This window comes from Allobosea sp., from assembly GCF_051860145.1.
In the GTDB taxonomy this organism is placed as follows: domain Bacteria; phylum Pseudomonadota; class Alphaproteobacteria; order Rhizobiales; family Beijerinckiaceae; genus Allobosea.
Map to the genome: position 1 here is coordinate 202,893 of NZ_JBHYEM010000002.1, position 25,056 is coordinate 227,948.

The window sequence follows — 25,056 nt, forward strand, 5'->3', positions numbered from 1 at the left end:
ATCGTCTCCAGGATCACAGACTAGGGAAGGGTCACGACGATGTTGCCGGACTGGTCGAGGCGGACTTGGCAATCTGGGGGAACGACGGCTGTGCCCTCGTATTCCTCGACGATGAACGGCCCCCGGCGCGGCGTCTCGCAAAGTCCGGCGCGCGTGATGATCGGCGTCTCGACCCGCCCGTGATCGGGGCCGAAATAGACCTGGCGCCGCGAAATCTCTCCGCTTTGCACGGCGCGGGCCGAAGTCGCACCGCAAGACCGGATTTCGGTCGGGATCGTGCCAATCAGGCGGAGATTGACGATCTCCACCGGAAAGTCGCCACCGAAATCATGGCCGTAGCGCGCGATATGTTCCTCGCGGAATGCCGTGGCCAGCGCCGCGAAGACCTCGGCGCCGCAACCATCGGCAAGAACGGCCCGGTCAACCGGAACTGTCAGCTCGAAGGCTTGCCCCTTGAAACGGGCATCGGCCTGCGGCTGGAAGCAGGTCGCCTTGTCGGCCTGGCCGAGCACCTGCGAAATCCGGGCTTCCAGCTCGCGGTAGATGCCTTGGGCCTCGGCGACCGAGGCCTGATCGGTCAGGCGGGTGAAGGGCGCGACCTCGTTGAGTTCGAGATCGGAGAACAGGAGACCGACCGCGCTGAACACACCGGCGCCGAGGGGAATGATCACCTCCTTGATCTTCAGCGAACGGGCAAGATCCACCGAGTGGATGCCGCCATTGCCGCCGAAGGCGATCATGTTGAAGGAGCGGGGATCGCGCCCCCGATAGGTGGTCACGGCCTTCACGGCCCGCATCATGTTGGCATTCGCCACAAGGTGGATGCCGTACGCCGTCTCGGTGACGTCGCGGCCCATCGGACGTGCGATCTTCTCCTCGATCGCGCGATGGGACAGAGCCGCGTCGATCGACACCGTGCCGCCGGCGAGTGCGGTCGGATTGAGGTAGCCCAGGACGACATTGGCGTCGGTCACGGTCGGTGCGTCGCTGTTGCCATAGCAGGCCGGCCCGGGCACGGCGCCCGCGCTTTCGGGACCGACCTTCATTGCCCCGGCCTTGTCGAGCCAGACGATGCTGCCGCCGCCAGCACCGACCTCGGAAATGTCGATCACGGGCAGCTTCAGCGCATGGCCGGCGCCGCCGCCGAGCGCGCTGCTGGAGGAGAGGCCCGAGCCGACCTCGTATTCAGCGGCCATCGAGAGCTGGCCCTTCTCGATGATCGAGGCCTTCGCGGTCGTGCCGCCCATGTCGAAAGAGATCAGGTCGCTGTATCCGCTTAGCGAGCCCACCTGGCGAGCCCCGATGACTCCGGCAGCCGGACCGCATTCGACGATCTGGGCAGGCCGCCGGATGACGGAATCCGCGTCGATGATGCCGCCGGATGACTGCATCACCATGAGCCGCCCGCCGATGCCCGCCTCCCCGAGCTTGTCGACCATCGCCTTCATATAGGAGGCGACCGGTGGGCCGACATAGGAATTGACGACCGTCGTGCTGGTGCGCTCGTACTCGCGCATCTGCGGCAGGACATCGACGGAGAGCGACAGGAACACGCCCGGCATGGCGGCTGCGATCATCGCGCCGATGCGGCGCTCGTGATCGGGGTTGACGAAGGAATGCAAGAGGCAGACCGCGACGGCCTCCACCTCCTCGTCGCGCATCACGTCGATCGCGGCTTGAACGTCCGCTTCTTCGAGCGCGAGATGGACGGAACCATTCGCGTTCAGCCGCTCGGTCACCTCGAGGCGGAGCCGCCGCGGCACGAGTGGGACCGGCTTCTGGTACAGCGGCTTGTACAGCATGGGCATGCGTACACGCTGCAATTCGAGCACGTCGCGAAAGCCGCGTGTCGTGATCAGCGCGGTCTTGGCGCCCTTGTATTCGAGGATCGCATTGGTCGCTATGGTGCAGCCATGGAGCACCTGTTCGACGTCGCCGAGCGGCGCATCGAGTTCCTCGAGGAGCTTCGTCACCCCGCTGACCACGGCGTCGGCGAAGTTCGGCGGGGTCGAGGGGAGCTTCCAGGTCGCGAGCTGGCCGGTCGCCGTCAGGACCGCGATATCGGTGAAGGTGCCGCCGATATCGGCCGCAATGCGGGTGATTGCAGGCATGGACGTATCCTTTGATCAGCTCAGAAGCGAGTGGCCCGGAACGGTGCCGGGTCGAAGAGAGGGGCACGGCCGGCGGCCAGATCGGCAACTGTTCGTCCAGTGATCGCTGCCGATGTCAGCCCGAGATGGCCGTGGCCGAAATTGAAGAAGACGTTCGCGAGCCCGGGCGCGGGGCCAACCACCGGCATGGAATCCGGCATTGAGGGCCGATGTCCCATCCAGCGGGTCTGCGTATCCGAGGTGAGATCGGGAAAGACCCGTCGGGCGTTCTCAACCAGCGCATCGTGGCGCTTTGGGTTCGGCGCAGCCCCGAGGCCGGCGAATTCGATCGTGCCGGCGATCCGGAGCCCCATCGACATCGGCGTCACGGCGAAACGAATGTCGCCGATCATCATCGGCATGTCGACGTCGACGCCCGGCTCGGCGATCGTGACGTGATAACCGCGCTCCGTCTCGAGCGGAAGGCGCACGCCGAGCAGCGCAGCCAGCGGTTTCGACCAGATGCCGGCCGAGAGCACGACGAGGTCGGCTTGTTCCGGCCCGGCGCTGGTCTCGACCGCCATGACACGGTCGCCGCTCCGCCGGAACCCCGTAGCGCGCGCCTGTTTCAGGACACCGCCGGCCCGCTCGAATTGCCGGAACAGCGCTCTCGCGAACGCCAGCGGATCGTCGACGTGACCCGCGGCGGTGTAGTGCACGCCATATTGGTAGCGCGGCGCCAGATTGGGGACGAGGCTCCGTACCGCATTGTGGCCGAGCGTCTCGAAAGGCACGCCGTTGCGGCGCTGCATCGCAAAAATCGGCTCGTTGGCCGCAAGATAGGTCTCGTCGGGATAGACGACGAGAACGCCCTTGCGTTTGAACAACCCGTTCGCCGCCGGGTCTTCGAGGAAGGGCGCGAAGGCGGCTTCGGCATGCCGCAATTCGTCGCCCAAAGCGTTGGCGATGCGCTCGACCTCCGAGGGCACGGTGGCGCGGATCAGCCGCAGCAGCCAGGGCAGCAGGGTCGGCAGATAGCGCCAGCGGATGGCGAGTGGCGCCATCTCGTCCAGCAGCATCTTCGGTATCTTCGGCAGGATGCTTGCGGTCGCGATCGGCTGGACGATATGGGTCGCGATAAGACCCGCATTGCCGAAGGAGGCGCCTTGTTCGGCTGGAGGCGCGGGGTCGATCAGCGTGACGCGGTAGCCGTCGCGCTGAAGGTACAGCGCAGTCGAAATCCCGACGATGCCTGCGCCAATCACGGCGGCGCTGCGGCCGGCTCCATTAGACGGAGAAGAGATCATCGTCCGACGTCCTACTTCGCGAAGGTTCGGGCGAGACCGGCCGTCCGGTCCACGACGACGACGACGACGAGCGTGATGCCGACGAGCAGCACGGAGAGAGCCGCGATCAGCGGGTCGGTCCTGGTCTCGACATAGTGGAACATCTCGACCGGCAGCGTCGAAACCCGAGGGCCGCTCAGGAACAGCGACAGCACGACCTCGTCGAAGGAGACGAGGAAGCACAGCGCGGCCGTCGCGGCGATGCCGGGCGTCATAAGGGGCAAGGTGACGCGCCAGAAGACCATGAGCGGCGACGCGCCGAGCGTCGAAGCGGCCTCTTCACAGGCGATCGGCAGGCCGCTGAACGTCGTCGAGAGTACCCGCACGGCATAGGGGAGCGTCACGATCAGGTGTCCGGCGAGAAGGCCTGGAAAGGTGCCGAGCAGGCCCAGCGAGGCGAAGACGACCAGGATCGCGATCGCGAGCACGATCGAAGGCAGCAGCAGCGGCGCTGTGAAGAGGCTCATCATGAATTCGGAGCCCGGAACCTTGAGCCTGACGAGCGCGTAGGCTGCGGGCAGCCCGATCAGGATCGAAAGCGTCATCGTGAGGAAGGCCAGCCCAAGGCTCGTCAGGAAGGCATCCTTGATCTTCGGCTCGACGAGGAGTTGCGAATACCAGCGCGTGCTCCAGCTAGTCGGCGGAAATGCCAGGATCGCCTCGCCGCTGAACGAGAGCGGCAGGACGACGAAGACCGGTGCCAGCAGGAACAGGAACATGATGGCCGCGAGCAGAGCCAATCCGGGGGACGCGCGACGTTCATCCATGGTGGTTTCTCATGCGATCCTCGCCAGAAGGCGCGTATAGGCGACGAGGGCGGCGCCGAAGAGGAGGAGGATGACCCCTGAAAGGGTCGCCGCCACCGGCCAGTTGAGGCTGACGATCGCCTGGTCGTAGATCTCGGTCGCGAGGAGGAACACGCGGCCGCCCCCCAGTAGCTTCGGGGTGATGAAGGCGCTGATCGCGAGCACGAAACAAAGCAGGCAACCGAGCGCGATGCCGGGCAGAGACAGCGGAAGGATGACCCGGCGGAAGACCGTGAAGGGCGAGGCCCCAAGCGTCGCCGCTGCCTCTTCGGCCCGCGGGTCGAGTCGGCCGAAACCGGCCAGCAGGGCCAGGATCATGTAAGGCATCAAGATCTCGGTGAGCCCGATGACGACGCCCTGGAGATTGAACACCAGTCGGATCGGCGACCAGAGACCGGTCGCGACGATGAGCCGGTTGATGAGCCCCTGTTCCGACAGGATCGCGATCCAGCCATAGGTCCGCACGACGGCCGACAGCAGCAGTGGGGAGATCACGAACACGAGCAGGACCGTGCGCCGGAGCCCCCGCGCCCGATGCAGGTACAGCGCGATCGGGTAGGACGCGAACAGCGTCAGGACCGTGATGAGCAGGCTCGTCGTGACACTGTTGACGACGAGGTCGAGGTAGAAGCGATCCGTCAGGACCGCGGACCAGGTATCGAGCGAGAAGCCGCCGAGCAACGCGCCCGTTCCTTCCGCCTTCTGGAAGGACAGAACGAGCAGGTTCGCGACCGGCGCCACGAACCCGACCAGGCTGATGATCGTGATCGGGATCAGCAAAGCGGGCGCGACGAGTCGAGACGCTCCGTTTGGCCTGATTGGTGCCGTGGCGATCAGTGTCGTCACGACGCGAACGGATAGCAGAGGATGTCCCGTGCAAGGACCGACACGATGGCGGAACTGCCGACACCCGGGAGCGCCACGCCGGTGCGGTTCGAACTTTCGACCGCCAGAACCTGCCCGGCAATCTCGACATCGGTCTGGATCAGGTCTCCGGCATAGACCGAACGGACGACTCGGCCCTCGAGCCGATTGACCGGACCGGACCCCGTCGGCTCGAAACCGGCTTCGTCGAACCGGATGTGATGCGGCCGGATCATGACCTCGACCGGCCCGTCATGAGCGGACCCCGTCAAAAGGCTCCATCCCCGGCCCTCGACCCGCCCGCCCTTGGCCCGACCAGGGAGCCGGTTCGTGCGTCCGACGAAACTCGCCACGAAGGCGGTGGCTGGTCGCTCGTATAGATCCTGCGGCGTCCCGAGCTGTTCGAGCCGACCGCTATTCATGACGGCGATCCTGTCGCACATCGTGAGCGCCTCGACCTGGTCGTGCGTCACGAAGATCGACGTGATCCCGAGGCGTTTCTGGATATCCCGGATCTCCGTCCGCATCTCGTCACGCAGCTTCGCATCGAGATTGGAGAGCGGCTCGTCGAAGAGCAGGATGGACGGCCGGGTGACGAGGGCGCGCGCAAGCGCGACACGCTGCTGCTGGCCGCCGGACAACTCGGATGGCCGGCGCCCCTCGCGCCCCGATAGGCGCACTAGGGCTATAGCCTCAGTCACGCGCCTGGCGATCTCCGCCTTCGGAACCCTTCGCATTTCGAGCCCGAAGGCAACATTCCGGGCGACGTCGAGATGCGGAAAAAGCGCGTAGCTCTGGAACACGAGCCCGATATCGCGCCGATGAGGCGGCGCCTGCGTGACGTCGCGTCCGCCAATCACGATCCGCCCGGAGGTCACCGGGGTCAGGCCCGCGATCATCCGCAGCGACGTCGTCTTCCCGCAGCCTGAAGGACCGAGGAACGCGACGAGCTCGCCCTTGCCGATGCTCAGGCTCAACTCATCAACCGCCGTGAAGCCCAGATAAGTCTTGCGGAGATTCCACAATTCGAGATCGACGTCGGCAGCATTCATCGGGCTCGGTCTGGTCATCTGACGTCCTCGCGTTCTGGCTGATGATCAGCGGCTCAGGGGCACGACCTCCCGGCGCCATTTGTCCATCAGGGAATCGCGCATCTTGGCAACGGCGAGCCAGTCCACCGGAATGACCTTGTCCATCTGGGTGAGCGCAGTCCGCGAGGCCGTCTCGGTATCGACCTGCACCTTGGAGTTGGTCGGTGCGTAATACATGTCCTCGGTGAAACGCTTCTGCGTTTCGGCCGAAAGCGCATAGTTGATGAATGTCTTCGCGGCCTCGATGTTCGGCGCCTTGTTGACCAGGTTGATCGTGTTGATTTGAAAGATCGTGCCCTCGCTCGGCAGGACCACCTTCAACTTGCCGCTCGAATTCTTCGCGTTCAGCTGCGCGCGCGCGTTCCAACCGAGGCCGGTGGCGGCCTGTCCGCTGATGACGACCGGATAGATCTCGGGTTGCGGCTCCCAAGTAAGGATATTGGGGGCGACCTTGGTCATGAAGGCATAGCCCTTCTCGTAGCGGCCTGAGAGACCCGGACCGCCTTCGAGCTTGTCCATTACGGCGATCGCCGAGAGGCCGATGATGTCCGGCATGCCCGAGAAGGCGACCTTGCCCTTGAGATCGACGGACGTGAGGTCCTTCAGACCGGTTGGCGCGGTCTTCACGAGCTCCGAATTGTAGATGAGCGAGAAGCTGTCGAAAGTGACGCCGACGCCCGCGACGCCTGGCACGCGGGCCTCGGGGCGCAGTTCTGCGACGTTCGGGACCGAAGTCTCATCGATCGGCGCGAAGACGTTCTCGTCCGTGCCGGCCTTGGAGACCGTAATGTCGAGGATTGCGACATCGGCTTGCGGAGCCGCCTTCTGCGCCCGGAGGGTCCCCAGCATCTGGCCGGAGGTCGGGAGCCCAAAGTAGTTCACCTTGATCTCGGGAAAGGCCTTCTGGAACGGCTCGATCACAGTCTTGGTGTAGCGCTCCTGAAAAAGGCCGCCATAGGCGATCACGGTCAGCGATTGCTGCGCGTTCGCAGTCGTCGTCACAATCCCTGCGGCGCAGACGGCCGCGAGCCAGGCACCCTTCATGTCGAACTCCCTGAGGGAGCCGGCCGAGACCGGGAGACCTCTCTCCCGTGATCCAACTGCTCCTCACAGAACAGTAGGATGGCAAAAATCAAAGATAAAACGGGGAATTTTGATCAAACTCAATAAAGGATTTTTATGCCTTCGGATGCTGGGCGTGATTTCAGGAAGTCGAACGCGAGCTGCGCGATCGTCTGGCCAACATAAACATCTGGCCCGTCCGGGTATGTCGCCGAGAAATAGAGACTGTCGAACTCGAATTCGGATTCGAGAAGCACGAGCCGGCCCTCCGCGACTTCCTGCTCGACGACGCAAAGAGGAACGGCCCCGATGCCGAGACCCTTCACAGTCAGTAGGATGATCGTCTGGAGCGAGCTGATCGGCGCGAGCCGGAGGCGGATATCGGCCTGCCGCATCTTTCGCGACAAGTCCTGGTGGGGTTGGGTCATGCGCTCGAAAGTGAATATCTCGAGTAGCTCTAGGTCCGCGCCCGAGAGGAGCCGCCCGTGTAGCCCGAGCTTAGGCGCAGCCGCAAAGACCATCGGGCACTCGCAGATCATGCGACTGATCAGCTCCGGAGCGGAGGACGGTCCGACGATGAACCCGACATCGAGCTGTCGCCGCGACAATTCCTCCCGCAGCCGGAAGCTCGGTCCGATATGCAGCTCAATCGAGGCTTCGGGGTGCAGGCGCTTGAGCTCGGCCAGGAAATCGGGGAACCACGTGATGGCCATCGTGTCTGCCGCGCCGATCCGAATGGTGCCGGTCAGCTTGCCTTTTCCGAAGCTGAGGAGCGCTTGGGCCTGGACCTCGAGCAATTTCTCGGCGAAGCGCAAGAACGACCGACCCTCTGGTGTAAGAGCCACGCGATGGCCGGTGCGATCGAAGAGTTTTGTCCCGAGTTGCTGTTCGAGGGCGGCGATCCGGCTGGAAATCGCTGGTTGGGTTGCATTCAGCCGCTTGGCCGCAAGCGCAAAGGTGCCGAGGGTGGCCGCGAGGTAAAAGCTCTTGAGCTGCGCGAAGGTCATCGTCGCCTCTTGAATGCGGCACGCTCTTGCATCCTGCGGCCGTGGTGGACCACAGAGAGACGCGAAAGTCGACACATCCTCTTCCACGCCGGCGAAACCGACGAGCATTCGCCCGGCGTGGGTGTCCGCTTTCGGCTCTTCCGTGTGGTTGGCTTTCCAACCAAGCCGGCCATTCTGACTGTGGAACGCTCGAGTCCGCGCTGCGCCATGAGCGGAAGTTGGGCCGGGCCCGGAGAGCTGAGATTGATCACCAGGTGATCGTCATCTGTCCCGATAGCGGCTTCACTCCTTAGGGATTTGAGGCTCATTTCGATCATCGCAAGTCGACATCTCTCGGAAGACGTCAGATCAATCCGGCGCGGCGAGCTCCGTCGATGAGTCTTTGGGCGCCATCGGCGCAATTTTAGCCAACACCGCCATTGACTTTTACGTGGTATACCAAAAGTATTCCGATATGCGAACCTCACAGACCCCTTCCGCGCCTTCTAACGACGCGTCGCTGGCGGATCGTGCGATGTCCGAAATCCGTCGGATGATTTTTGCCGGCGAATTGCCTGGCGGTACGGTGGTTCAGGACCGCAAGCTTGCCGAGCAGCTCGGCTTGTCGAGAACACCTGTCCGCGAGGCTCTCGGTCGCCTGGCGGGAGAAGGTTATCTGCGCAGGGACAAGCGACTGCTCACCGTCCACGCCGTTTCGGTTGAGGATGTGATGGAGCTTCTTGCGACGCGTCGCCTCATCGAGGGGGAAACGGCGTGGCTTGCCGCGGGGCGGATCACGCCCGACCGGCTGGCTGACATGCGGGCCGCAATCGACAGCATGATTGATCCTCGAGAGATCTCCCACGATCGCCATTGGTCAGTCGACGATCTCATTCATCTTTCCATCGCCGAAGCCAGCGGCAATCGTGTGATGGCGCGATTGGTCAAGGATCTGCGCGAGCGGACTCGGATGTTCGGATTATCGCGTATTCCGCGCCGGTTCGAACCGGGAAAAGACGAACATCTCGCTATCATAGCGGCAATCGAGCAAGGCGACGGCGACGGCGCCGCACGGGCGATGCAACTCCATATCGACAATGCCCGGCAGGGCATCCTGGATCTGCTCGCCGGCACGCTGGTGCGCGAACCGATGGCGGATTCGCGTGAACACCGGAAGCCCGGGGAATCGACCTCATGAACGGCCGCCTCCTCTTTCTCCAGAATAGCCCCCGAGCGGAGTCGGCGAAGAAAGTTGAGCGCGCACATAGCCAACGCGATCGCTCGGACCGGTTAGCGCGTACCGGGCACTTAAGAACGATGCGCTCCATAAAAATAGCGGAAGAATGGAAATGAAGCGGGCATTCGATCGCGCGGAATATCAGCGTCGTCTCGATCAACTCCATGAACGGATGGCCGAGCTGAAGCTCGATGCGATCATCCTCAGCGCGCCGGAAAATATCTACTACATCAGCGGCTACCTCACGAAAGCGGTCTTCACGTTCCAGTTTCTGATCGTTCGACGCTCAGGCTTGCCGTTCCTCGTCACCCGGCAGATGGAAATTGCCAATGCGGATCGGGCACTGCGAGACGGCCTGCTCGAATCCTACGCAGTCTATCAGGACGATGACGACCCACTCGCCGTCGGCGCCGCGCTGATCGGCAAGCGCGTTGAGGCCGGCGCCAAAGTCGGTATCGAGCTGGGCAGTTGGTCCATGCCCGCTCTGCGCGCACGGCGCCTCATGGAGGACTGCGACGGGCTCGCCTGGGAGGACGCGACCGCCGTGGTGGACCGGATGCGCCTCATCAAGTCGCCAGCCGAACTCGACATCCTGAAGGAAGCGTCCGCGATCACGAACAGGATTGCCGACAAGGCGGTCGCCGCCGTTGAGCCCGGGCGGACCGAGAACGATGTCACGCAAGTCGTCATGAGCGAGATGGTCGCATCGGGCTCAGAATATCCCGGCAGCTGGCCGAACGTCATGGCCGGCCTCAGGACCGGCCTTATTCACGCAGCCTGGGAAGGCGAGCCGATCGTCGAGAACGATCACGTCACGATGGAGATCACGGGGGTCACCCATAGGTATCACGCGCCGTGCCTGCGTTCGGTTTTCGTCGATGAGCCGCGCGCCGAAATCCGGAAGGCCGCGACGGCGATGACGGAAGCCCATGCGGCGGCGGTCGCCGCTATGGCTCCCGGCCGCCCGATGAGCGTCATCAATGACGCCGCCCAGGCCGTACTCTCACGGCACGAGCTGTCCTGTCAGATCGCCCGGCGTTCCGGCTACTCGCTCGGGATCGGCTTTCCGCCATCCTGGGGGGCCCAATGGCAGATCGGCCTCAATTCGGTCGTCAGCGATCCCTTGGTCGTGGGGATGACGTTCCATGTCGTGCTCGTCGGCCATTTCTCGGATGGGCGTGCCATCGGCTTTGGCGAAACGGTCGCTCTGCTGGAAAGCGGACCGGCCAGCTGGACAAGGGGCGGCTTCTTCGACGTGCGCTAGATCGCCTTCATCAGGGCAGTTCTGCACCAATCCACGATCATCATGAGCCGGGAGAAAAGTGATGAATAAGTCGAGCAATGGTTGGGCCGCACAGGCACATTTCAACAGGCGAGCCGTGCTCTGTGGAGCCGCGATCGCGACCTTCGCGATCGGCGGGCGGGCGCGCGCGGCCGAGCAGAAGATCGTCGTGCGGACGACCTCCGGCGGCAGCTATGGCGAGGCTATGGAGAAGGCAATCTTCGCCCCGTTCTCGCAGGCGACGGGCATCGCCGTCGAGAAGACGCCGTCGGCGATGGCGCCCTTGATCGCCTCGGTACAGCAGGGGCAGCCGCTCGTCGATGTGGTCGATACCAGCGAAGGACTTCTCGAGACCCTCGCCGCGAACCAGGCCGTGGCCACAATCGACTACGATCGCTTCAAGAGCTTCACCATCGCGGATATCGGGAAGGAGTCCGCGAAGCCCGGCATCGTGCGACGCATGGTCTATGCGCGCGTCCTCGGCTATCGCAAGTCGACCTTCAAAGGGCCGGCGCCGACGAGCTGGGCCGATTTCTGGGACGTCAAGAAGTTCCCGGCCGCGCGCGCGATCTCAGGACTTGGGCTCAACGCTCCGGACCTGGAATTCGCTCTTATCGCCGACGGTGTTCCCGCGGCCAACCTCTACCCGCTCGATGTTCCGCGCGCCTTGGCGTCTCTGACGAAGATCCGGGCAAGCATCCAGTCGTTTTACGGCACGGACGCCATCTCGGAGAACCTTCTCTCAACCGGCGAGGTCGACCTCGAAGCCATCGCGAACGGCCGCATCCAGGGGCTGATCGACAATGGCGGCGAATTCGCGATCGAATGGAACCAGCACATGAAGGTTCCCAGCGGCTATTCCATTCTGAAGGGCGCCAAGAACCTGGAGAACGCGTACCGCTTCCTCGACTACGCGATGTCGCCGGAGACCCAGGCCCGCTTCGCGACGCTGATCCCGTATGGCCCGATCAACACCAAGTCTTTCGCGATCATTCCGGAGGAACATGCCGCGAAGCTGCCGACCAATCCGAAGTGGACGGAGAAGGGCTTCACGCAGGATGCGAAATGGTGGGGCGACAACCTGCCGTCGGTCACGACAGCCTGGAACGCATGGGCTGCGGCCAAGTAAACGAGGTCTCGGCGTTCATGCCAATCGGACAGGGGCATCAGGCGAACCGTGGCGGAGCATCCGCCGCGGTCCAAATCGAGGACGTTTGGAAGACGCTGGGAGGCACGCGCGTGCTCGCGGGTGTCGATCTGCATGTCGCTGCGGGCGAGTTCGTCACGCTGCTGGGTCCGTCCGGATCGGGCAAGACGTCCACGCTGATGGCCGTCGCCGGCTTCATCGTGCCTGATCGCGGGCGGATCGTCGTCGGCGCGCGCGATGTCACGCACGTTCCTCCAGGCAGGCAGCGGGACATGGGCATCGTCTTCCAGAACTACGCGCTCTTTCCGCATATGAGCGTCGCGAAAAACATCGCCTATCCCCTGGCTGTTCGAGGTCTTCCCCGACGGGAGATCGACGAAAGGGTCGCAAAAGCGCTCTCGCTCGTACAGCTCGACGGGTTGGCGGATCGCAAACCCGCCCGGCTGTCAGGAGGCCAGCAACAACGCGTCGCACTGGCGCGCGCACTCGTATTCGAACCGTCGGTCCTCCTGATGGACGAGCCGATGGGAGCACTCGACGTCCGCCTCAAGCAGGAACTGCAGTGGGAAATCCGTCGCCTCCAGCGATCGCTCGGAGCAACGGTGATCTATGTAACTCACGACCAAGACGAGGCCATGGTCCTTTCGGACCGGATCGCCCTCATGCGAGACGGACGCCTGGAACAGTTCGGATCGCCGCAGGAACTCTATCGGACGCCGAGTTCTATCTTCGGGGCCCGGTTTCTCGGTGAATCCAATCTCATCAGGGGCAACTATCGCCCCGGCCCGCCCTCCACGCTGCGCGTCGCCGCTACGAGCGCCGAGCTTCCACTCGCAGAAAACCTGCCACGCTTCGCGGACCACCAGCGTTGTGCCGCGCTGCTACGGCCGGAAGCACTTTCCGTGACACGCTCAGATGGGCGCGCCGCGGCCGCAGAAAGCCAATCCGAAGACGGCGTCATCGTCATGGCCGGGACAATCCTGGAGGCGGTCTTCATCGGCCAAGCCATGCGATATCAGGTCCACGTTCAGCGCCTCGGCGAACAACTCACGGTGGAGCAGGCTGTCCGCGCGGGAATTGCACAGCTCCAGCCCGGCGAAGGCGCTCTCGTGCAGTGGCATGCCGCCGACATGCATCTTGTGCCGGACGACGAGCCCGATGCCTGATCAACAATCCTCTGCCCGGCCGCGCTGGCTCGCGGCGGCAAGCCGCGAACATCTCGGCCTTTGGCTGGTGCTGGGCTTCCTCGGGCTGTTCTTCCTCTATCCGCTCGCTCGGATCCTCATGCTGAGTCTGACCGAAGGGGGAAGTCCGTCGCTCGGTATCTTCAGCCGCCTCCTCAGCGAGTCGAGCACACGCCAGGTGCTGTTTCAGACTATTCAGACCTCGCTGACCGTATCTTTGATCTGTCTCGTCGTTGCCTATCCGGCCGCTGCCCGCCTTGCCAGCCTGGACGGCTGGAAGGCGACATTGTGCAATGTCCTGATCCTGTTCCCGTTCTTGACGAGTAGCCTCGTGCGGACCTTCGTCTTCATCGTGCTGCTGGGCCGGCGAGGTGTCGTCAATCAGGCGCTCGAATATCTCGGCGTGCCGGGCGTGCCGTTCAAGCTGCTGTTCAACCAGATCGGGGTGGTGATCGGCATGAGCTACGTGCTTCTTCCTTACATGCTGCTGTCCCTGGTCGGGAGCATGAAGCGGATCGATCCCGCTCTTCTGAGAGCGGCCCGCAGCCTGGGCGCCTCGCCGTTCACGGTCTTCACCACCGTCTATCTGCCGCTCACCTTGCCGGGCGTGGCGGCCGGATTCGTGATCACCACGATTCTGGGCTTCGGCTATTTCGTCACCCCGGCCTTGATGGGCGGGCCAGGGGATATGATGATCGCACAGCTCGTCGAGCAGCAGATTTCCGTGACGTATAACCTCGGCACCGCCGCGGCACTCGCGGTCGTCATGATCGTCGTCGTCGCCGGGTCCTATGCGATGGCTAGCCGCTGGCTTGGCCTTTCGCGCCTGATGAGGCCCGACTCATGATCGAAAGCGAAGGCCGCGGGTTCCGCGGCGCCCAGAACAGTTATCTCTTCTTCGTGCTCGCACTCCTGATCCTGCCGCTGATAGCGTTGGTGCCGATGTCGTTCAGCCCGAGCGCCACGGTCGTGGCCTGGCCGACACCGTGGTCGGCAAAATGGTATCATGATGTCGTAAGCTCGCCCGAGTGGCGCCGTGCCCTGGGTTGGAGCGCGCTGACCGCGACCTTCGCCAGTCTGCTTGCGACGACGACCGGCTATTTCGGAGCCGCGGCCATTGTCCGGGCGGGAGCGCGCGGCAGCGCCGCCCTCCAACTGCTCGTATTGTCGCCGATGATGGTTCCGCAAGTGGTCGTCGCCCTGTCGACCTATGTGCTGGCGACCTCGCTGGGGCTGCAGGGGCACTGGCTGATGCTCGCCATCGGGCAATCGCTGCTCGGCCTGCCTGTGGCGGCGATGATCATCGCCGCCAGCCTGCGCGGCATTCATGAGACCGTGCTTAGAGCCGGCATCAGCCTAGGCGGATCAAGGTCCCAGGTGTTCTGGCGCATCGTCTTTCCGATGTCGCTGCACGGCATTCTGTCCGCGGCCGCCCTGAGCTTCCTGATCGCATTCGATGAGCTATTGATCGCCGTCTTCCTCGCGACGCCAAGCCTCCAGACGCTTCCAGTTCGCATCTATGAATCGGTGCATTACGAGCTCACGCCTGCTGTCGCAGTCATCAGCGTGCTTCTGACGGCTTTGCTGTGTGTCGCGGTCATCTTGAACCAGTTGTTCCGATGGGCCGCGGTGCGCTTGGGCAGGACGGCTAGCTGAGCCTCGATGCATCGGAGCGTGAATGTATGCATCACCTTGGCAAGCAGCGGTTCGACGCGCTTACCCCCGCCCCTTTTCGGAGCAGGCCACGATGAAAATTGATCTCAACGCCGATGTCGGCGAAAGCTTCGGCGCCTGGACCATGGGCGATGATGCCGCGATGTTCGACATCATTACGACGGCGAACGTCGCTTGCGGCTTCCATGCGGGCGACCCGCAGGTCATGCGCCGTACAGCCGAGCTGGCACGGCTCAAGGGCGTCGCCATCGGTGCGCATCCGGGTTTTCCCGATCTCGCCAATTTCGGGCGCCGCCGCGTGCCCGGCTTGACGACGCGCGAACTCGAAAATCTCGTCGCCTATCAGGTCGGGGCCTTTGCCGCGATGGCGGAGCTCGGCGGGCATCGCATGACGCATGTGAAGACACATGGAGCGCTCGGCAACATGTGCAACGAAGACGAGGAGCTCGCTCTGGCCGTCGGGCGCGGCATCAAGGCGGCGGCACCTTCGGCTCTTTTCCTCGTCATGCCGGGCATGCCGACCGAAAAAGCCGCCGAGCGGCTCGGGCTCGCCTATTTCCGAGAAATCTATGCAGACCGGACCTATGACGACAGTTTCAACCTGACGGATCGGTCGAAGCCAGGCGCGGTGATTCACGATCCTCGGATGGCGACAGATCATGTCATGCGCATGCTTGACGCGGGCGCGGTCATTTCCGTTTCTGGCAAGACGCTTTCGGTCGGGATCGACTCTATCTGCCTGCATGGCGACAACCCGAATGCAGTGGCGGCGGCCAGAACACTAAGGGCGGCGCTGGAAGCTGCCGGCATCACGGTCGCCGGCTATCGGTGAACCGGTTGCGTTTGCGCGGACCACGGGCACGGGCTATCGACGAGGCGAGGCGATGACGACGGCTCCGGTGCGATTGCTGCCTTGTGGCGATACTGCCCTGACGGTCGAGTTCGGCTCGGTCATCGATGCTCAGTTGAATGCGCGCGTGCTCGCTCTCGACGCCGCACTGGTCCGGGAGGCTCTACCCGGTTTGCGGGAAACGGTGCCGACATACCGTTCGTTGCTGGTGCATTTTGATCCCGTTGGCACCGACCTGCCGGCGCTCAAGGCACGCATTGTCGAGCTTGCCGCGCAAGCGACTGATGTCGACCGTCGTACACGACGTTGGCGCGTACCCATCGTCTATGGTGGCGAACATGGCATGGATCTGGAGGGCACGGCGGCCATCCATGGGCTCACTCCCGAGGCGTTGATCGAGCGGCACCTGGCCGCAACCTACACCGTCGCGATGATCGGCTTCATGCCGGGCTTTGCCTATCTCAGCGGCCTTGCCCAGGAACTGGCGACACCGCGACGTCCGGAACCCCGCCAGAAAGTGCCGGCCCAATCGATTTCGATCGGCGGGGCTCAATGCGCTATCTCGACCGTCGAAGGCCCGAGCGGCTGGCATATGATTGGGCGCACGCCCGCACGTGGCTTCATGCTCCAGCGTGACCCCGTGTTCCTCTACGAACCAGGCGATGAGATCCGCTTCGAGCGCATTGGCGCGGAGAAATGGCACGACCTGGATGAACGCGCCGTCGTGGGCGAACTGATCGCGATCCGGGAAAGCTGATGGGAGCGCTGCGGATCAGGGCTTGCGGGCCAGCCATTTCCATCCAGGATCTCGGCCGCCACGGTTACCAGCGCTTCGGCGTTTCGCCCGCCGGCGCCATGGACCCGTTATCGCTGGCGGCTGCTAATTTGCTGGTCGGCAATACGCCGGACACAGCGGCGATCGAACTCGGACCGGGAATGGCTCACTTCGTGTCGGAGGGCAACGTGGTCGTCGCCCTCGCCGGCCCCGATTGCCTGCTTGAGGTCGAGGGTCACCGGGTGCCGATCTTGACAAGCGTCGGCGTCGCGGACGGCCAAACAATCACGGCACGATTGGGCGCAGCAGGCGTCTATGCCTACCTGGCGCTGTCGGGCGGTGTCGCGGGCGTCGCCGAGATGGGGAGCCGTTCGCAACATCGTCGCTCGGCGATCGGCGGCCCGGCGCTCGGGCTGGGCATGAGCATCCAGGCCTGCGGCAGAGACGGTCAGCCCCTACAGCGGCTGGAGAAGCCGCCGTCTCTCGAAACCATGCCGATCCGGATCGTTCCGGGGCCGCAGGACGATTACTTCGACCCGATCATGCTTGAGCGCCTGTGTGGCGACGGATATCGCATCAGCTCGATGCTGGACCGGATGGGATTGCGTCTCGACGGCCCTGCCCTGAACCATCGGGGCGACTACAACATCGTCTCAGATGGTATTGTCGAGGGAGCGATCCAAGTGCCAGGCAACGGCCAGCCGATCGTGCTCCTGCGCGATCGGCAAACGACAGGCGGCTACCCCAAGATTGCGACGATCATCAGTGCAGATCTAGGTCGATTTGCGCAGCTTCCTGCTGGAGCTCCCGTCCGCTTCGTCCGTGTGTCGGTCGAGGAAGCGATCGAGGCTGCGCGGCAGATGCGCAAGCGCATTGTGGAGCTACGGAACAACCTGGCCCCCCGGCAGCCAGAACTGACCAGCGAGCGGCTGCTCAGCCTCAACCTGATCGATGGCGTCGTCAGTGCCGAGGGCCCACGTGGCTAGTCGCTTTGCAAGGCGTTGCTGGAACTCGAACCGATGCGCCAGCACAAGGACCTGCTCGATCCAGGAGTGTCAGTTGGGCGCAAGCTGAAGTGAATTTCGATCAATCTGGGCCAGCAAGGCCGAGGATGCAACCGCGAAGCTATACAACCATTCTCGCAGCGCGCGCATAACACCCCACCCAACGTCCGGTTCACCCGAGAACTAACCATAATCTGCGCAGAAATATGCCAACTGGAAAAGGCGGGATCGAACTGTCGGCGGGTGCGGAATTCGCGGAGTTAGCCGATTAGGTTCGCTCAGAACGTGGAGCGCCACGTCCGGACATTGGGCAATCGCCCGGAAGCGGACTCAGCTACTCGGCCGAGGGAGCGATGTGGCCTAATCGGCTGACGGCTCAGTTCTTCGACTTGGCTCAGGCCGGTATCGTTCGGCACGACGATTCTGCCCGAGCCCGACTGAGCATGACGGAGGGGCCGGCGCTCACGCCGGCCGCATCGTTTCAGGCAAGGTGGCGAGATTGGAAGGGCCCACCTTCCAGCGCAGGGGATCGGCATATTCGTAATCGATCGTGATTTTTCCCGTATCGCGACGGATTTTCACGAGCGCGGTCTTCCAACGGTCGCCATCGGGCTTCTGCATGGCCTTGCAGAGCTCCTCGAACTTGTCGGCGAGCGCGCCGGAACCGATCCGGCCGGGCCGCGGCTTCTTGCCGTCCTCGTAGCTATAGCCGCTGATCTGCACCGAGTTTCCGGCGATGATGGCCGTGACCGCGAGGCTGTCCCAGGCGTCGTCCTGGCTGGTCTGCTCGTTGATGATCTGGGCGCCGATCTCGTGCACGAGCTCGGTGGCACGGTCGTAGTCGGTCTCCATCGGCATGCTCACTGCTCCAGAAGCCGCCGCATCTCGGCGGGAACATCGATCTTGCCCCTGCGGGTCCGGGCCACATCCGGGTTGGCGCCCACGGCCTCCTCGAAACCGCTGAAGCTCTGCTCCTGCTCGTTCCTGAACCGGGCGAAATTACGATACACCATCTCTCCGGTATCGGGATTGACCACCTCATAGGTGACCTCGACATTGTCGGGCCGGCTGCCGCCCCATTGCAACCCGCCATCCGCGCCGCGTGTGCCGATCTCGACCGTGACGCGGACCTCGCCGCCGGCCTCGACCCATTGCCGCATCTCGGTTTCGAACTGCGTGTAGACGTGCTGGTTGAACTGCGAATTCTGCGGGAACATGTTGACCAGCCCCTGATCGTGCAGGAACTGGTAGCCGATGATGTGGCCGCCATTGTCGTTGGCCGGGAACTCGCCGGTGCGGCCGCCTTCGTGGCCGACATTGGCGGTAAGCTCGTTCTCCTCGCTGGGGCGCTCCTTCTTCGGCGGGATATGGCGAATGGTGGCGTCGGCACGAACGGTCTCGTGGTCGCCGTTGACCGTCCAGGTGACCTCGTTCTGCGTGGCCGGATCGTCGCCGACGGTCCGCGTCGTCGCTCCAACCGGCAGCTGCTGGCGTTCGGCGGCCGTGTCGCGCTCGGCGAACTGGGTGTTGCGCGCGGCGATATTGGCATGGGCCGGGTCGCGCACCATCGATTCGACATCGGCCGCGAGCTCGTCGAGATGCTGGCGATCGATCTCGTTGGCCTGGTTCAGCTCGGCCCGGCGCGCAGCCGACAGGTTCGTATCATTCAGTTCGGCGGCGCGCTGACCCATGCGCTCGCGGACCTTGCCGATATCGATTTGTGCGGCCCAGCCGAGCGTGCCCGGCGGCGGCTCGCCATGATCCGCAGCGAAGGCGGCAAGCTGACCCTCGAGCGTCAGGCTGCGCTGGATGTTCTGGGCAGTCGCGACATGCAGGTCGATATCCGCCTGCGTCGCCTGCGGCCCGTGGCGGATGCCCTGCACGACACCGGTATCGGGATCGTAGTCGATCCGGACTTCGTTGCCGGGCAGGGTCGCGTCGGGTCTCACGCCAGGAGGCAGCGAGCGCAGCACGTTGTCGCGAATCGTGACCGGGTTGAACATGTCGCCAGGCCGCGAGCCGGTGGCGCGCGCGCCGGCGACGGTCGCCGTCGCCCAGAAGCCCATTGAGAGCAGCGCCGTGGCGCGCTCGCCGCCCGACATCTCGTTCCAGTTGCGGGCGAGATCGACGCCCTGGTTGGCGATGGCGGCGGTGTCGACGATGGCGGCGCTGGCCTGGAGATAGCCATGGGCCGAGGCTTCGAGCGGTGCGATCGCACGCCCGGCCTGGCCGAGCTGGGCCAGGCGCGCGGCGCTGCCGAAGGCGCCGACCGAGAGCGCGCTGGCGCCGAGATTGAGCCAGAGATTGCGCGCCTGCGCATCCTCGAGCGGATTGAGCGACTGGCCGTGCTGCGAGCGATCGACGAGCTCGCTGCCGCTGCGATAGGCGCCCCAGGCGCCGGCCCCGACCGCCACCGCGCCGGCGCCGACCACGACCGGAGTCGCAAGCCCGCCCGAACCGACGATCAGCACGCCGCCGGCGATGACGCCGCCGACCAGGGCTGCGGTGTCGAGCGCGCTCGACAGATGCTCGCCGAACGTGTCGACGGTCTCAGGCGTGTTGCCTTCGCCGAGCCTGACCGCGCCGCTCTCATCGGCGGTCAGGTGCCCGCCCTCGGGATAGGTCATATGGCCGGGCGGCAGCTTGTTGTTCTCGCGCCAATCCTGGAAGCTGTCATAGCGGCGGCCGGTATTGTCGACGAAGCGCTCGGTGCCCGAGGCATCCGCAACCCGGAAGAGCGGCAATTGCACAGGTCCGGTCTCGCCGCTTGAATAGGTTACCGGCAGCACCGTGACATTGGGGGCGTCATTGCCGGCGACCGCGCGGATCTGGTCGGTGACGGCGCGGACCGTGGCGGCATTGTCGCCGCTGCCATAATAGGAGAACTGGCCGCGCGCCGCGCCCGCCTCGGCATCGGCCGGGCTCGTGCCATCCGGCACGGCCGGCGGCAGGCCCATGGCGAAGCCGACCGTGTTGTCGAGGTCGCTGCCGGAAAGCCGTTGCGGCGCGTCACCGCGTCCGGTGAGGTATTGCCGCGCGATGTCCTGCGCCTCGGGGCGCACGATAGCCGGATTGGTCCAGGGATCGTCGGTCGCCTTGAGCGTGTCGGCCGTGATGCCCGGGTCCAGGCGGAGGCGGGCCAGCGCATTGACGCGCGCCTCCAGCGGCACGGTCTCGCTGGCGGCGAAGAGCTGGCGGCCCTGGCTGGTGTTGAGAATATCGGTCAGGCGCCCGGCCTCGGCGTCCCGGAGCGCGGCGTCATCGGGGTGCCATTCGCGCGCCAACGCCCGCCCGAGTTGCTGCGGCAGGTCGCCCGACATCTGGCCGTAATCGGTGAGGCTCGCGGCAGCGAAGGCGTTCTGCACGAAGGCGCTGGTGGCTTCGGTGGCCGGCCCTTCGTTCAGCGCCTGCAGCGTCTGCGAGAGCATCGGCGAGCCGCCCATGGCGGGCGCATTCGGATCGGTCGCGAGCGCGCGGGCGAAATCACCGGCGGCCTGCGGTGGTAGGCCGGTCACCATCTCGCGCAGGGGCCCGAGATCCTGTGGCTCGTCATAGGCGGGCCCGGACAGGGTGGTGACAGCGCTGTCGGCCAGGGCGTTGGCCTGCGCCCGCTCGCGCCAGCTCTCGTCGGGATTCCGGTTCGCGACGGCACGGTTCATCTCGCCGGCGCGAAGCGCGAAACGCTCGGCCACGACGCCGCGCAGCTCCGGCCTGTCGCCAAGATTGGTGGCGAGGTTATAGGCGCCGCCCGGGCCGTCGCCGCGGCCCTCGGCCCAGCGATCGAGCATGCGGTCGACCAGATAGGCCTGCTCGGGACGATCGACCGGGCCGAGCGTGCTCTCGCCGCCGAGGGCGCCGACGACCTTGTCGCGGCTGTCAGTGCCGCCGAAACCGAGGAAGCCGCCACTATGGTCGGAATCGTTCTCGACCCAGGCGTCGATCTCGCGCCGGCGCGCCTCGCCCGGCGCCGCCTCGGGCGCTGGCGTCTCGGCCGCCTGGCCGGTGGCCTGGTCGACCTCCCGCACTGAGGCAGGTTGCGCGGACGGCGTATCCGGGCCGAGCGCGGCGTCGGTGACGGCGCGATCAAAGGCGGCGGCATCGCGGGTCGCAGCCGCGTCGCCCGATGCCGTCTCGCCGCCCCCCGCCGAGGGGCGGGCGCGTTCGGTATCGGCTGCAGCGGCGGCGGAAGCGGTCATGGCCGTGATCCTTGCGGGCTGTTCGGCGGGACCACGCGAGGTTAGGCAAACGACCTGATCACAACCTGACCCGCGGAGCGGGCTCAGGTCCCCGGCGCGCGCCGGGGCTCCATCGCCAGCGCCAGGCTCTCCTTGGCGGCGGGAGGCGCATCCGGCTCGCGCGCGAGCGGCCGCAGGATCGCCAGGGCCTCTTCCTTCTGGCCGTCCAGCGCGAGCGACCGGCCGAGATTGTTGCGCAGCATCTGGTTGCGGGGCGCGCCCTCGAGGGCCTGCCGATACAGGGGCTGCGCCTCCTTGTGCCGCCCGCTCCTGTCGAGGATGACCCCCTTGGCGTTGAGCAGCCGCAACTCGCCCGGCGCGGCGGCGAGCCCCTGGTCCAGCGCCGCGATGGTCTCGGGCGTGCGCCGGCGCGCCATCTCGATCTGGGCGAGGCCGATCCAGGCGTCGATATTGCGGGGCTCGAGGCCGAGCGCCTCGCGGAAAGCGCTCTCGGCGCCGTCGAAGTCACGCTTGCGCGTCAGGGTGCGGCCGAGCGCGACGCGTGGTTCTGCGGCAGTGGGCCGGCTGCGCGCGAGCTCGCGATAGCTGCTCTCGGAACTGGCGTCGTCAGGCCCGTGCCCCACTGCCCGCGCGATGCGCTGCAGCATCGCATCGTCGATATCCTTGCCGCCCAGCAGATCGGGAGCGGGCGTCTCGGCCACCGAGAGCTGCGGCTTGCTGTCGGAGGTGCCGACGCAGCCGCCGAGCGTGGCCGTCAGAGCAACGCAGGCAAGGATGCGGGGAAAGAGGCTGGCGCGAGATGGAGCTCGCTCCGATTTGACTGTTCCTTCAGCCAATACACCCAGTCCTTCCATCCCGCCGGCGGATCGCGCCGACGACATCCTCGTTCCCGGCCCCCTTGTCAGCCCGCTGCTGCAAGGGCGCTGCGCGCGTCCTTCGGCGGCAAGGCCGGAGCCTGTTCCCTGGTCGCGGTCAGCTTGACCGATCCGACCGGCTGGATCGTGAAATCGGAGGCGAGGTCCTGATAGGACAAGACTGCGAGATCGATCCCATTGCGCGTCAGAAACCCGCGCACGAAACGCCGGATATCCATCGAAGCTAGGATGACCGGAGGCGTCTGACCCGGTTTTATGGTCGCATGGATTTGACGCATATGTGACAGAAGCTTCTCGCTCTGCCGGTCGTCGAGCACCAGATAGGGCCCGACTGCGGTGTCGCGCACGGCGCCGCGCACGATATCCTCGGTCTCGCGCTCGATGATGTAGGCCGGCACGACGCGGTGCGCATTGGCATAGCGGTGGCAGATCTGCCGCTTCAGCCCGGCGCGGACATATTCGGTCAGGAGCACGACGTTCTGCTCGCGCTCGCTCCATTCGGCCAGAGCTTCGAGCACGAGGCGGGTGTTGCGGATCGGGATGCCTTCGTCGAGCAGGCGACGCAGCACGTCGGCGATGCGCGGGATCGGCGTGGTCCGCAGCACCTCCTTCACCAGGTCGGCATATTCCTGCTCCATGCGGCCGAGCAGCAGGCGCGTCTCCTGGATGCCGACGAAGCGCTGCGCATAGCGGGTCAGGGCCGAATGGACGCGCATGGCGAGGATCTCGCCGGCATCGTGATGGCCGATGCCGGCTGCTCTGAGCGCCGAGGCATGGCGCTGCTCGATCCAGACCTTGTCGGTCTCCGGGTCGTGGCGGAACGGGATGCCGCTCAGCTCCATGTTGGCGAGATCGTCGGTGAGCAGGAGCTGGGCCGGGTCGACCGTGTCCTGCTCGACCGGAACGCCTTCGACGTCGATGCGGAACTGCGAAGCCGGCAGCCGCTGGTCGGGCTGTACCGGGATGCGCGGGATCATGATGCCGAGATCGGCCGAAACCAGGTTCGAGACGCGGCCGATATGGCGCTGCAGGTTCTCCCTGTCGATGGCACGCAGCAAATCCGGCGCCAGGAACAGGACGATCGGCAAGGCTTCGGCCGGCACCGGCGACTTGCCGCGCTGGGCATTCGGCGCCGCTGCCGACGCCGCGGCCGCAGCTGCATCGGCCTTCGCCTGCTTCGACCTGCCGCTGATGAAGCTCGCCGCTGCGAAGATCGCAGCGAGCACGAGGAAGACCGGAGCCGGAAAGCCGGGAATGAGGCCCATCGCCACGAGCACGCAGGCCGCGAGGCGCAGCGCGCGCGGCGAGGCGGTGAGCTGGCTCGCGATGTCGGCGCCGAGATTGAGCCTGGCCGAGCCGCTGACACGGGTGACGATCGTCGCTGCGGTGATTGAAAGCAGCAGTGCCGGAATCTGCGCGATCAGCGCGTCGCCGATCGTCAGCAGCGTGTAGTGATGCAGCGCCGTATCGAAGGACATGCCCTTCGACAGCATGCCGATGGTGATGCCGCCGAGCATGTTGATGACGATGACCACTAGGCTGGCGATGGCGTCGCCCTTCACGAACTTCATCGCGCCGTCCATGGCCCCGTAGAGCTGGCTTTCGCTTTCCAGCGTCGAGCGCTTGGAGCGGGCCTCAGCCTGCTCGATGTCGCCGTTGCGGAGCTCGGCATCGATCGCCATCTGCTTGCCCGGCAAGGCATCGAGCGTGAAACGCGCCGCGACCTCGGCGACGCGTTCCGCGCCCTTGGCGATGACGATGAACTGCACCAGCGTCACGATCAGGAAGATGACGATGCCGACGACGATGTTGCCGGCAATGACGAAGTCGCCAAAGGTGTGGATGATGCTGCCGGCGTCGCCCTCCGAGAGGATCAGGCGCGTCGTCGCGATGGTGAGCGACAGACGGAACACCGTCGAGATCAGGATGACGCCCGGCAGCGAGGAGAACTCCATCGGGCTCGATATGTAGAGCGCGACCATCAGCAGCAGGATGGCGAAGCCGAGGTTGAAGCCGATCAGCGCGTCGATGAACATGACCGGGATCGGCATGATCATCATGGCGATGGCGAGCAGCAGCAGCAGCGCGACCATCAGGTCGGGATTGGCCGGAGCCCTGGCGATCAGGCTGCGCAAGCTTGCGATCATCGGCGGCTCCCGGACAAGGCGTCTCGCTGGCTGGCGCTGGCCCGCAGCGCGACATAGTCGCGGAACGCCAGTTTCGCCTCTTCCATCCGGCCGGCGCGACGCAGCGCATGGCTGCGCAGCAAGGTCAGCGGCAGGCGCGCTCCGGGCTGGTCGTCGAGCCCCTCGAGCCGGTCGAGCACGGCGAGAGCCTCTTCTCCGGCCCCGTCCGAGACGAGCCCATAGGCGAGAATCCGCAACAGGCCGATATCGCGCGTCTGCTCGTGGTCCAGCAGCCGCAGCAAAGCGAGGCCCTGGGCATGCTGGCCGCAAGCGAGATGCACGTAGGAGAGTGCGCAAAGCAGATCGCGTTCCTGGCCCGAGACCGGCACGACCTGACCGGTCAGCGCGCGCACCGAGGCGGCGGGGCCATCTCCGAGCGACGGAAGCTGCGGCCCGGCCAT

The 25,056-nt window shown here is 65.1% G+C and carries 21 protein-coding genes; 9 read left to right on the plus strand and 12 right to left on the minus strand.

Annotated elements, in window-relative coordinates:
- Positions 1–20 precede the first annotated feature (20 nt).
- The 7 genes from ACTIF2_RS04155 to ACTIF2_RS04185 all read right to left on the minus strand — a co-directional run bounded on the left by ACTIF2_RS04155 (position 21) and on the right by ACTIF2_RS04185 (position 8,266).
- On the minus strand, positions 21–2,111 hold the full coding sequence (locus tag ACTIF2_RS04155; protein WP_439495778.1) for a hydantoinase/oxoprolinase family protein: 2,091 nt from the start codon (positions 2,109–2,111) through the stop codon (positions 21–23).
- A gap of 20 nt (positions 2,112–2,131) precedes the next feature.
- Positions 2,132–3,355, minus strand: coding sequence for an NAD(P)/FAD-dependent oxidoreductase (locus tag ACTIF2_RS04160; RefSeq protein ID WP_439495779.1), 1,224 nt, complete (start codon positions 3,353–3,355; stop codon positions 2,132–2,134).
- 53 nt (positions 3,356–3,408) lie between these two features.
- Complete coding sequence (locus tag ACTIF2_RS04165; protein WP_439495780.1) at positions 3,409–4,203, minus strand: ABC transporter permease; 795 nt, start codon at positions 4,201–4,203, stop codon at positions 3,409–3,411.
- A 9-nt stretch (positions 4,204–4,212) separates the two neighbouring features.
- The gene (locus tag ACTIF2_RS04170; protein ID WP_439495781.1) at positions 4,213–5,088 is read right to left on the minus strand and encodes an ABC transporter permease; all 876 of its coding nucleotides are present in this window, start codon (positions 5,086–5,088) and stop codon (positions 4,213–4,215) included.
- Complete coding sequence (locus ACTIF2_RS04175) at positions 5,085–6,176, minus strand: ABC transporter ATP-binding protein (protein WP_439495782.1); 1,092 nt, start codon at positions 6,174–6,176, stop codon at positions 5,085–5,087. The genes ACTIF2_RS04170 and ACTIF2_RS04175 overlap by 4 nt, the downstream gene beginning before the upstream one ends.
- Positions 6,177–6,203: 27 nt before the next feature.
- A complete protein-coding gene (locus ACTIF2_RS04180; RefSeq protein ID WP_439495783.1) occupies positions 6,204–7,241 on the minus strand; it encodes an extracellular solute-binding protein in 1,038 nt (345 codons plus the stop codon).
- A 119-nt stretch (positions 7,242–7,360) separates the two neighbouring features.
- Positions 7,361–8,266: a LysR family transcriptional regulator gene (locus ACTIF2_RS04185; RefSeq protein ID WP_439495784.1), complete on the minus strand. Its 906-nt coding sequence runs from the start codon at positions 8,264–8,266 to the stop codon at positions 7,361–7,363.
- Positions 8,267–8,780: 514 nt separating this feature from the next.
- Here ACTIF2_RS04185 and ACTIF2_RS04190 point away from each other — a divergent pair.
- The 9 genes from ACTIF2_RS04190 (at position 8,781) to ACTIF2_RS04230 (ending at position 17,380) form a co-directional block, all read left to right on the plus strand.
- Positions 8,781–9,443 carry a GntR family transcriptional regulator gene (locus ACTIF2_RS04190; RefSeq protein WP_439495785.1) on the plus strand — a complete coding sequence of 221 codons (663 nt, stop codon included), beginning with the start codon at positions 8,781–8,783 and terminating at the stop codon, positions 9,441–9,443.
- Positions 9,444–9,594: 151 nt separating this feature from the next.
- Positions 9,595–10,746, plus strand: coding sequence for a M24 family metallopeptidase (locus ACTIF2_RS04195; RefSeq protein ID WP_439495786.1), 1,152 nt, complete (start codon positions 9,595–9,597; stop codon positions 10,744–10,746).
- 61 nt (positions 10,747–10,807) lie between these two features.
- On the plus strand, positions 10,808–11,893 hold the full coding sequence (locus ACTIF2_RS04200) for an ABC transporter substrate-binding protein (RefSeq protein ID WP_439495787.1): 1,086 nt from the start codon (positions 10,808–10,810) through the stop codon (positions 11,891–11,893).
- Positions 11,830–13,077, plus strand: coding sequence for an ABC transporter ATP-binding protein (locus ACTIF2_RS04205; RefSeq protein WP_439495788.1), 1,248 nt, complete (start codon positions 11,830–11,832; stop codon positions 13,075–13,077). Before ACTIF2_RS04200 ends, ACTIF2_RS04205 begins: the two co-directional genes overlap by 64 nt.
- Positions 13,070–13,942, plus strand: a complete 873-nt coding sequence (locus ACTIF2_RS04210) for an ABC transporter permease (protein WP_439495789.1) — start codon at positions 13,070–13,072, stop codon at positions 13,940–13,942. The genes ACTIF2_RS04205 and ACTIF2_RS04210 overlap by 8 nt, the downstream gene beginning before the upstream one ends.
- Complete coding sequence (locus ACTIF2_RS04215) at positions 13,939–14,751, plus strand: ABC transporter permease (RefSeq protein WP_439495790.1); 813 nt, start codon at positions 13,939–13,941, stop codon at positions 14,749–14,751. Before ACTIF2_RS04210 ends, ACTIF2_RS04215 begins: the two co-directional genes overlap by 4 nt.
- A 91-nt stretch (positions 14,752–14,842) precedes the next feature.
- On the plus strand, positions 14,843–15,601 hold the full coding sequence (locus ACTIF2_RS04220; protein ID WP_439495791.1) for a LamB/YcsF family protein: 759 nt from the start codon (positions 14,843–14,845) through the stop codon (positions 15,599–15,601).
- Between the two features lie 52 nt (positions 15,602–15,653).
- Positions 15,654–16,376 (plus strand): 5-oxoprolinase subunit PxpB, encoded by a 723-nt coding sequence (gene pxpB / locus ACTIF2_RS04225; RefSeq protein ID WP_439495792.1) that lies wholly within the window; start codon positions 15,654–15,656, stop codon positions 16,374–16,376.
- Positions 16,376–17,380, plus strand: coding sequence for a 5-oxoprolinase subunit C family protein (locus tag ACTIF2_RS04230; RefSeq protein WP_439495793.1), 1,005 nt, complete (start codon positions 16,376–16,378; stop codon positions 17,378–17,380). Before pxpB ends, ACTIF2_RS04230 begins: the two co-directional genes overlap by 1 nt.
- Before the next feature lie 480 nt (positions 17,381–17,860).
- Here ACTIF2_RS04230 and ACTIF2_RS04235 read toward each other — a convergent pair whose 3' ends face one another.
- The 5 genes from ACTIF2_RS04235 to ACTIF2_RS04255 form a co-directional block, all read right to left on the minus strand.
- Positions 17,861–18,256, minus strand: coding sequence for a hypothetical protein (locus ACTIF2_RS04235; RefSeq protein ID WP_439495794.1), 396 nt, complete (start codon positions 18,254–18,256; stop codon positions 17,861–17,863).
- 2 nt (positions 18,257–18,258) lie between these two features.
- On the minus strand, positions 18,259–21,594 hold the full coding sequence (locus ACTIF2_RS04240) for a DUF4781 domain-containing protein (RefSeq protein WP_439495795.1): 3,336 nt from the start codon (positions 21,592–21,594) through the stop codon (positions 18,259–18,261).
- Positions 21,595–21,677: 83 nt separating this feature from the next.
- A complete protein-coding gene (locus tag ACTIF2_RS04245; RefSeq protein ID WP_439495796.1) occupies positions 21,678–22,430 on the minus strand; it encodes a tetratricopeptide repeat protein in 753 nt (250 codons plus the stop codon).
- Between the two features lie 65 nt (positions 22,431–22,495).
- Positions 22,496–24,616, minus strand: a complete 2,121-nt coding sequence (gene sctV / locus ACTIF2_RS04250) for a type III secretion system export apparatus subunit SctV (protein ID WP_439495797.1) — start codon at positions 24,614–24,616, stop codon at positions 22,496–22,498.
- Positions 24,613–25,056, minus strand: coding sequence for a hypothetical protein (locus tag ACTIF2_RS04255; RefSeq protein WP_439495798.1), 444 nt, complete (start codon positions 25,054–25,056; stop codon positions 24,613–24,615). The genes sctV and ACTIF2_RS04255 overlap by 4 nt, the downstream gene beginning before the upstream one ends.

Excerpts from the sequence above, each read along its gene's own strand:
- ACTIF2_RS04230 (WP_439495793.1), top strand. The coding sequence starts at position 16,376 with ATGGGAGCGCTGCGGATCAGGGCTTGCGGGCCAGCCATTTCCATCCAG.
- ACTIF2_RS04185 (WP_439495784.1), bottom strand. The coding sequence starts at position 8,266 with ATGACCTTCGCGCAGCTCAAGAGCTTTTACCTCGCGGCCACCCTCGGC.
- ACTIF2_RS04155 (WP_439495778.1), bottom strand. The coding sequence starts at position 2,111 with ATGCCTGCAATCACCCGCATTGCGGCCGATATCGGCGGCACCTTCACC.
- ACTIF2_RS04235 (WP_439495794.1), bottom strand. The coding sequence starts at position 18,256 with ATGCCGATGGAGACCGACTACGACCGTGCCACCGAGCTCGTGCACGAG.
- ACTIF2_RS04240 (WP_439495795.1), bottom strand. The coding sequence starts at position 21,594 with ATGACCGCTTCCGCCGCCGCTGCAGCCGATACCGAACGCGCCCGCCCC.
- ACTIF2_RS04180 (WP_439495783.1), bottom strand. The coding sequence starts at position 7,241 with ATGAAGGGTGCCTGGCTCGCGGCCGTCTGCGCCGCAGGGATTGTGACG.
- pxpB (WP_439495792.1), top strand. The coding sequence starts at position 15,654 with ATGACGACGGCTCCGGTGCGATTGCTGCCTTGTGGCGATACTGCCCTG.
- sctV (WP_439495797.1), bottom strand. The coding sequence starts at position 24,616 with ATGATCGCAAGCTTGCGCAGCCTGATCGCCAGGGCTCCGGCCAATCCC.
- ACTIF2_RS04200 (WP_439495787.1), top strand. The coding sequence starts at position 10,808 with ATGAATAAGTCGAGCAATGGTTGGGCCGCACAGGCACATTTCAACAGG.
- ACTIF2_RS04195 (WP_439495786.1), top strand. The coding sequence starts at position 9,595 with ATGAAGCGGGCATTCGATCGCGCGGAATATCAGCGTCGTCTCGATCAA.
- ACTIF2_RS04175 (WP_439495782.1), bottom strand. The coding sequence starts at position 6,176 with ATGACCAGACCGAGCCCGATGAATGCTGCCGACGTCGATCTCGAATTG.
- ACTIF2_RS04205 (WP_439495788.1), top strand. The coding sequence starts at position 11,830 with ATGGTGGGGCGACAACCTGCCGTCGGTCACGACAGCCTGGAACGCATG.
- ACTIF2_RS04215 (WP_439495790.1), top strand. The coding sequence starts at position 13,939 with ATGATCGAAAGCGAAGGCCGCGGGTTCCGCGGCGCCCAGAACAGTTAT.
- ACTIF2_RS04165 (WP_439495780.1), bottom strand. The coding sequence starts at position 4,203 with ATGGATGAACGTCGCGCGTCCCCCGGATTGGCTCTGCTCGCGGCCATC.
- ACTIF2_RS04210 (WP_439495789.1), top strand. The coding sequence starts at position 13,070 with ATGCCTGATCAACAATCCTCTGCCCGGCCGCGCTGGCTCGCGGCGGCA.
- ACTIF2_RS04255 (WP_439495798.1), bottom strand. The coding sequence starts at position 25,056 with ATGGCCGGGCCGCAGCTTCCGTCGCTCGGAGATGGCCCCGCCGCCTCG.
- ACTIF2_RS04220 (WP_439495791.1), top strand. The coding sequence starts at position 14,843 with ATGAAAATTGATCTCAACGCCGATGTCGGCGAAAGCTTCGGCGCCTGG.
- ACTIF2_RS04190 (WP_439495785.1), top strand. The coding sequence starts at position 8,781 with ATGTCCGAAATCCGTCGGATGATTTTTGCCGGCGAATTGCCTGGCGGT.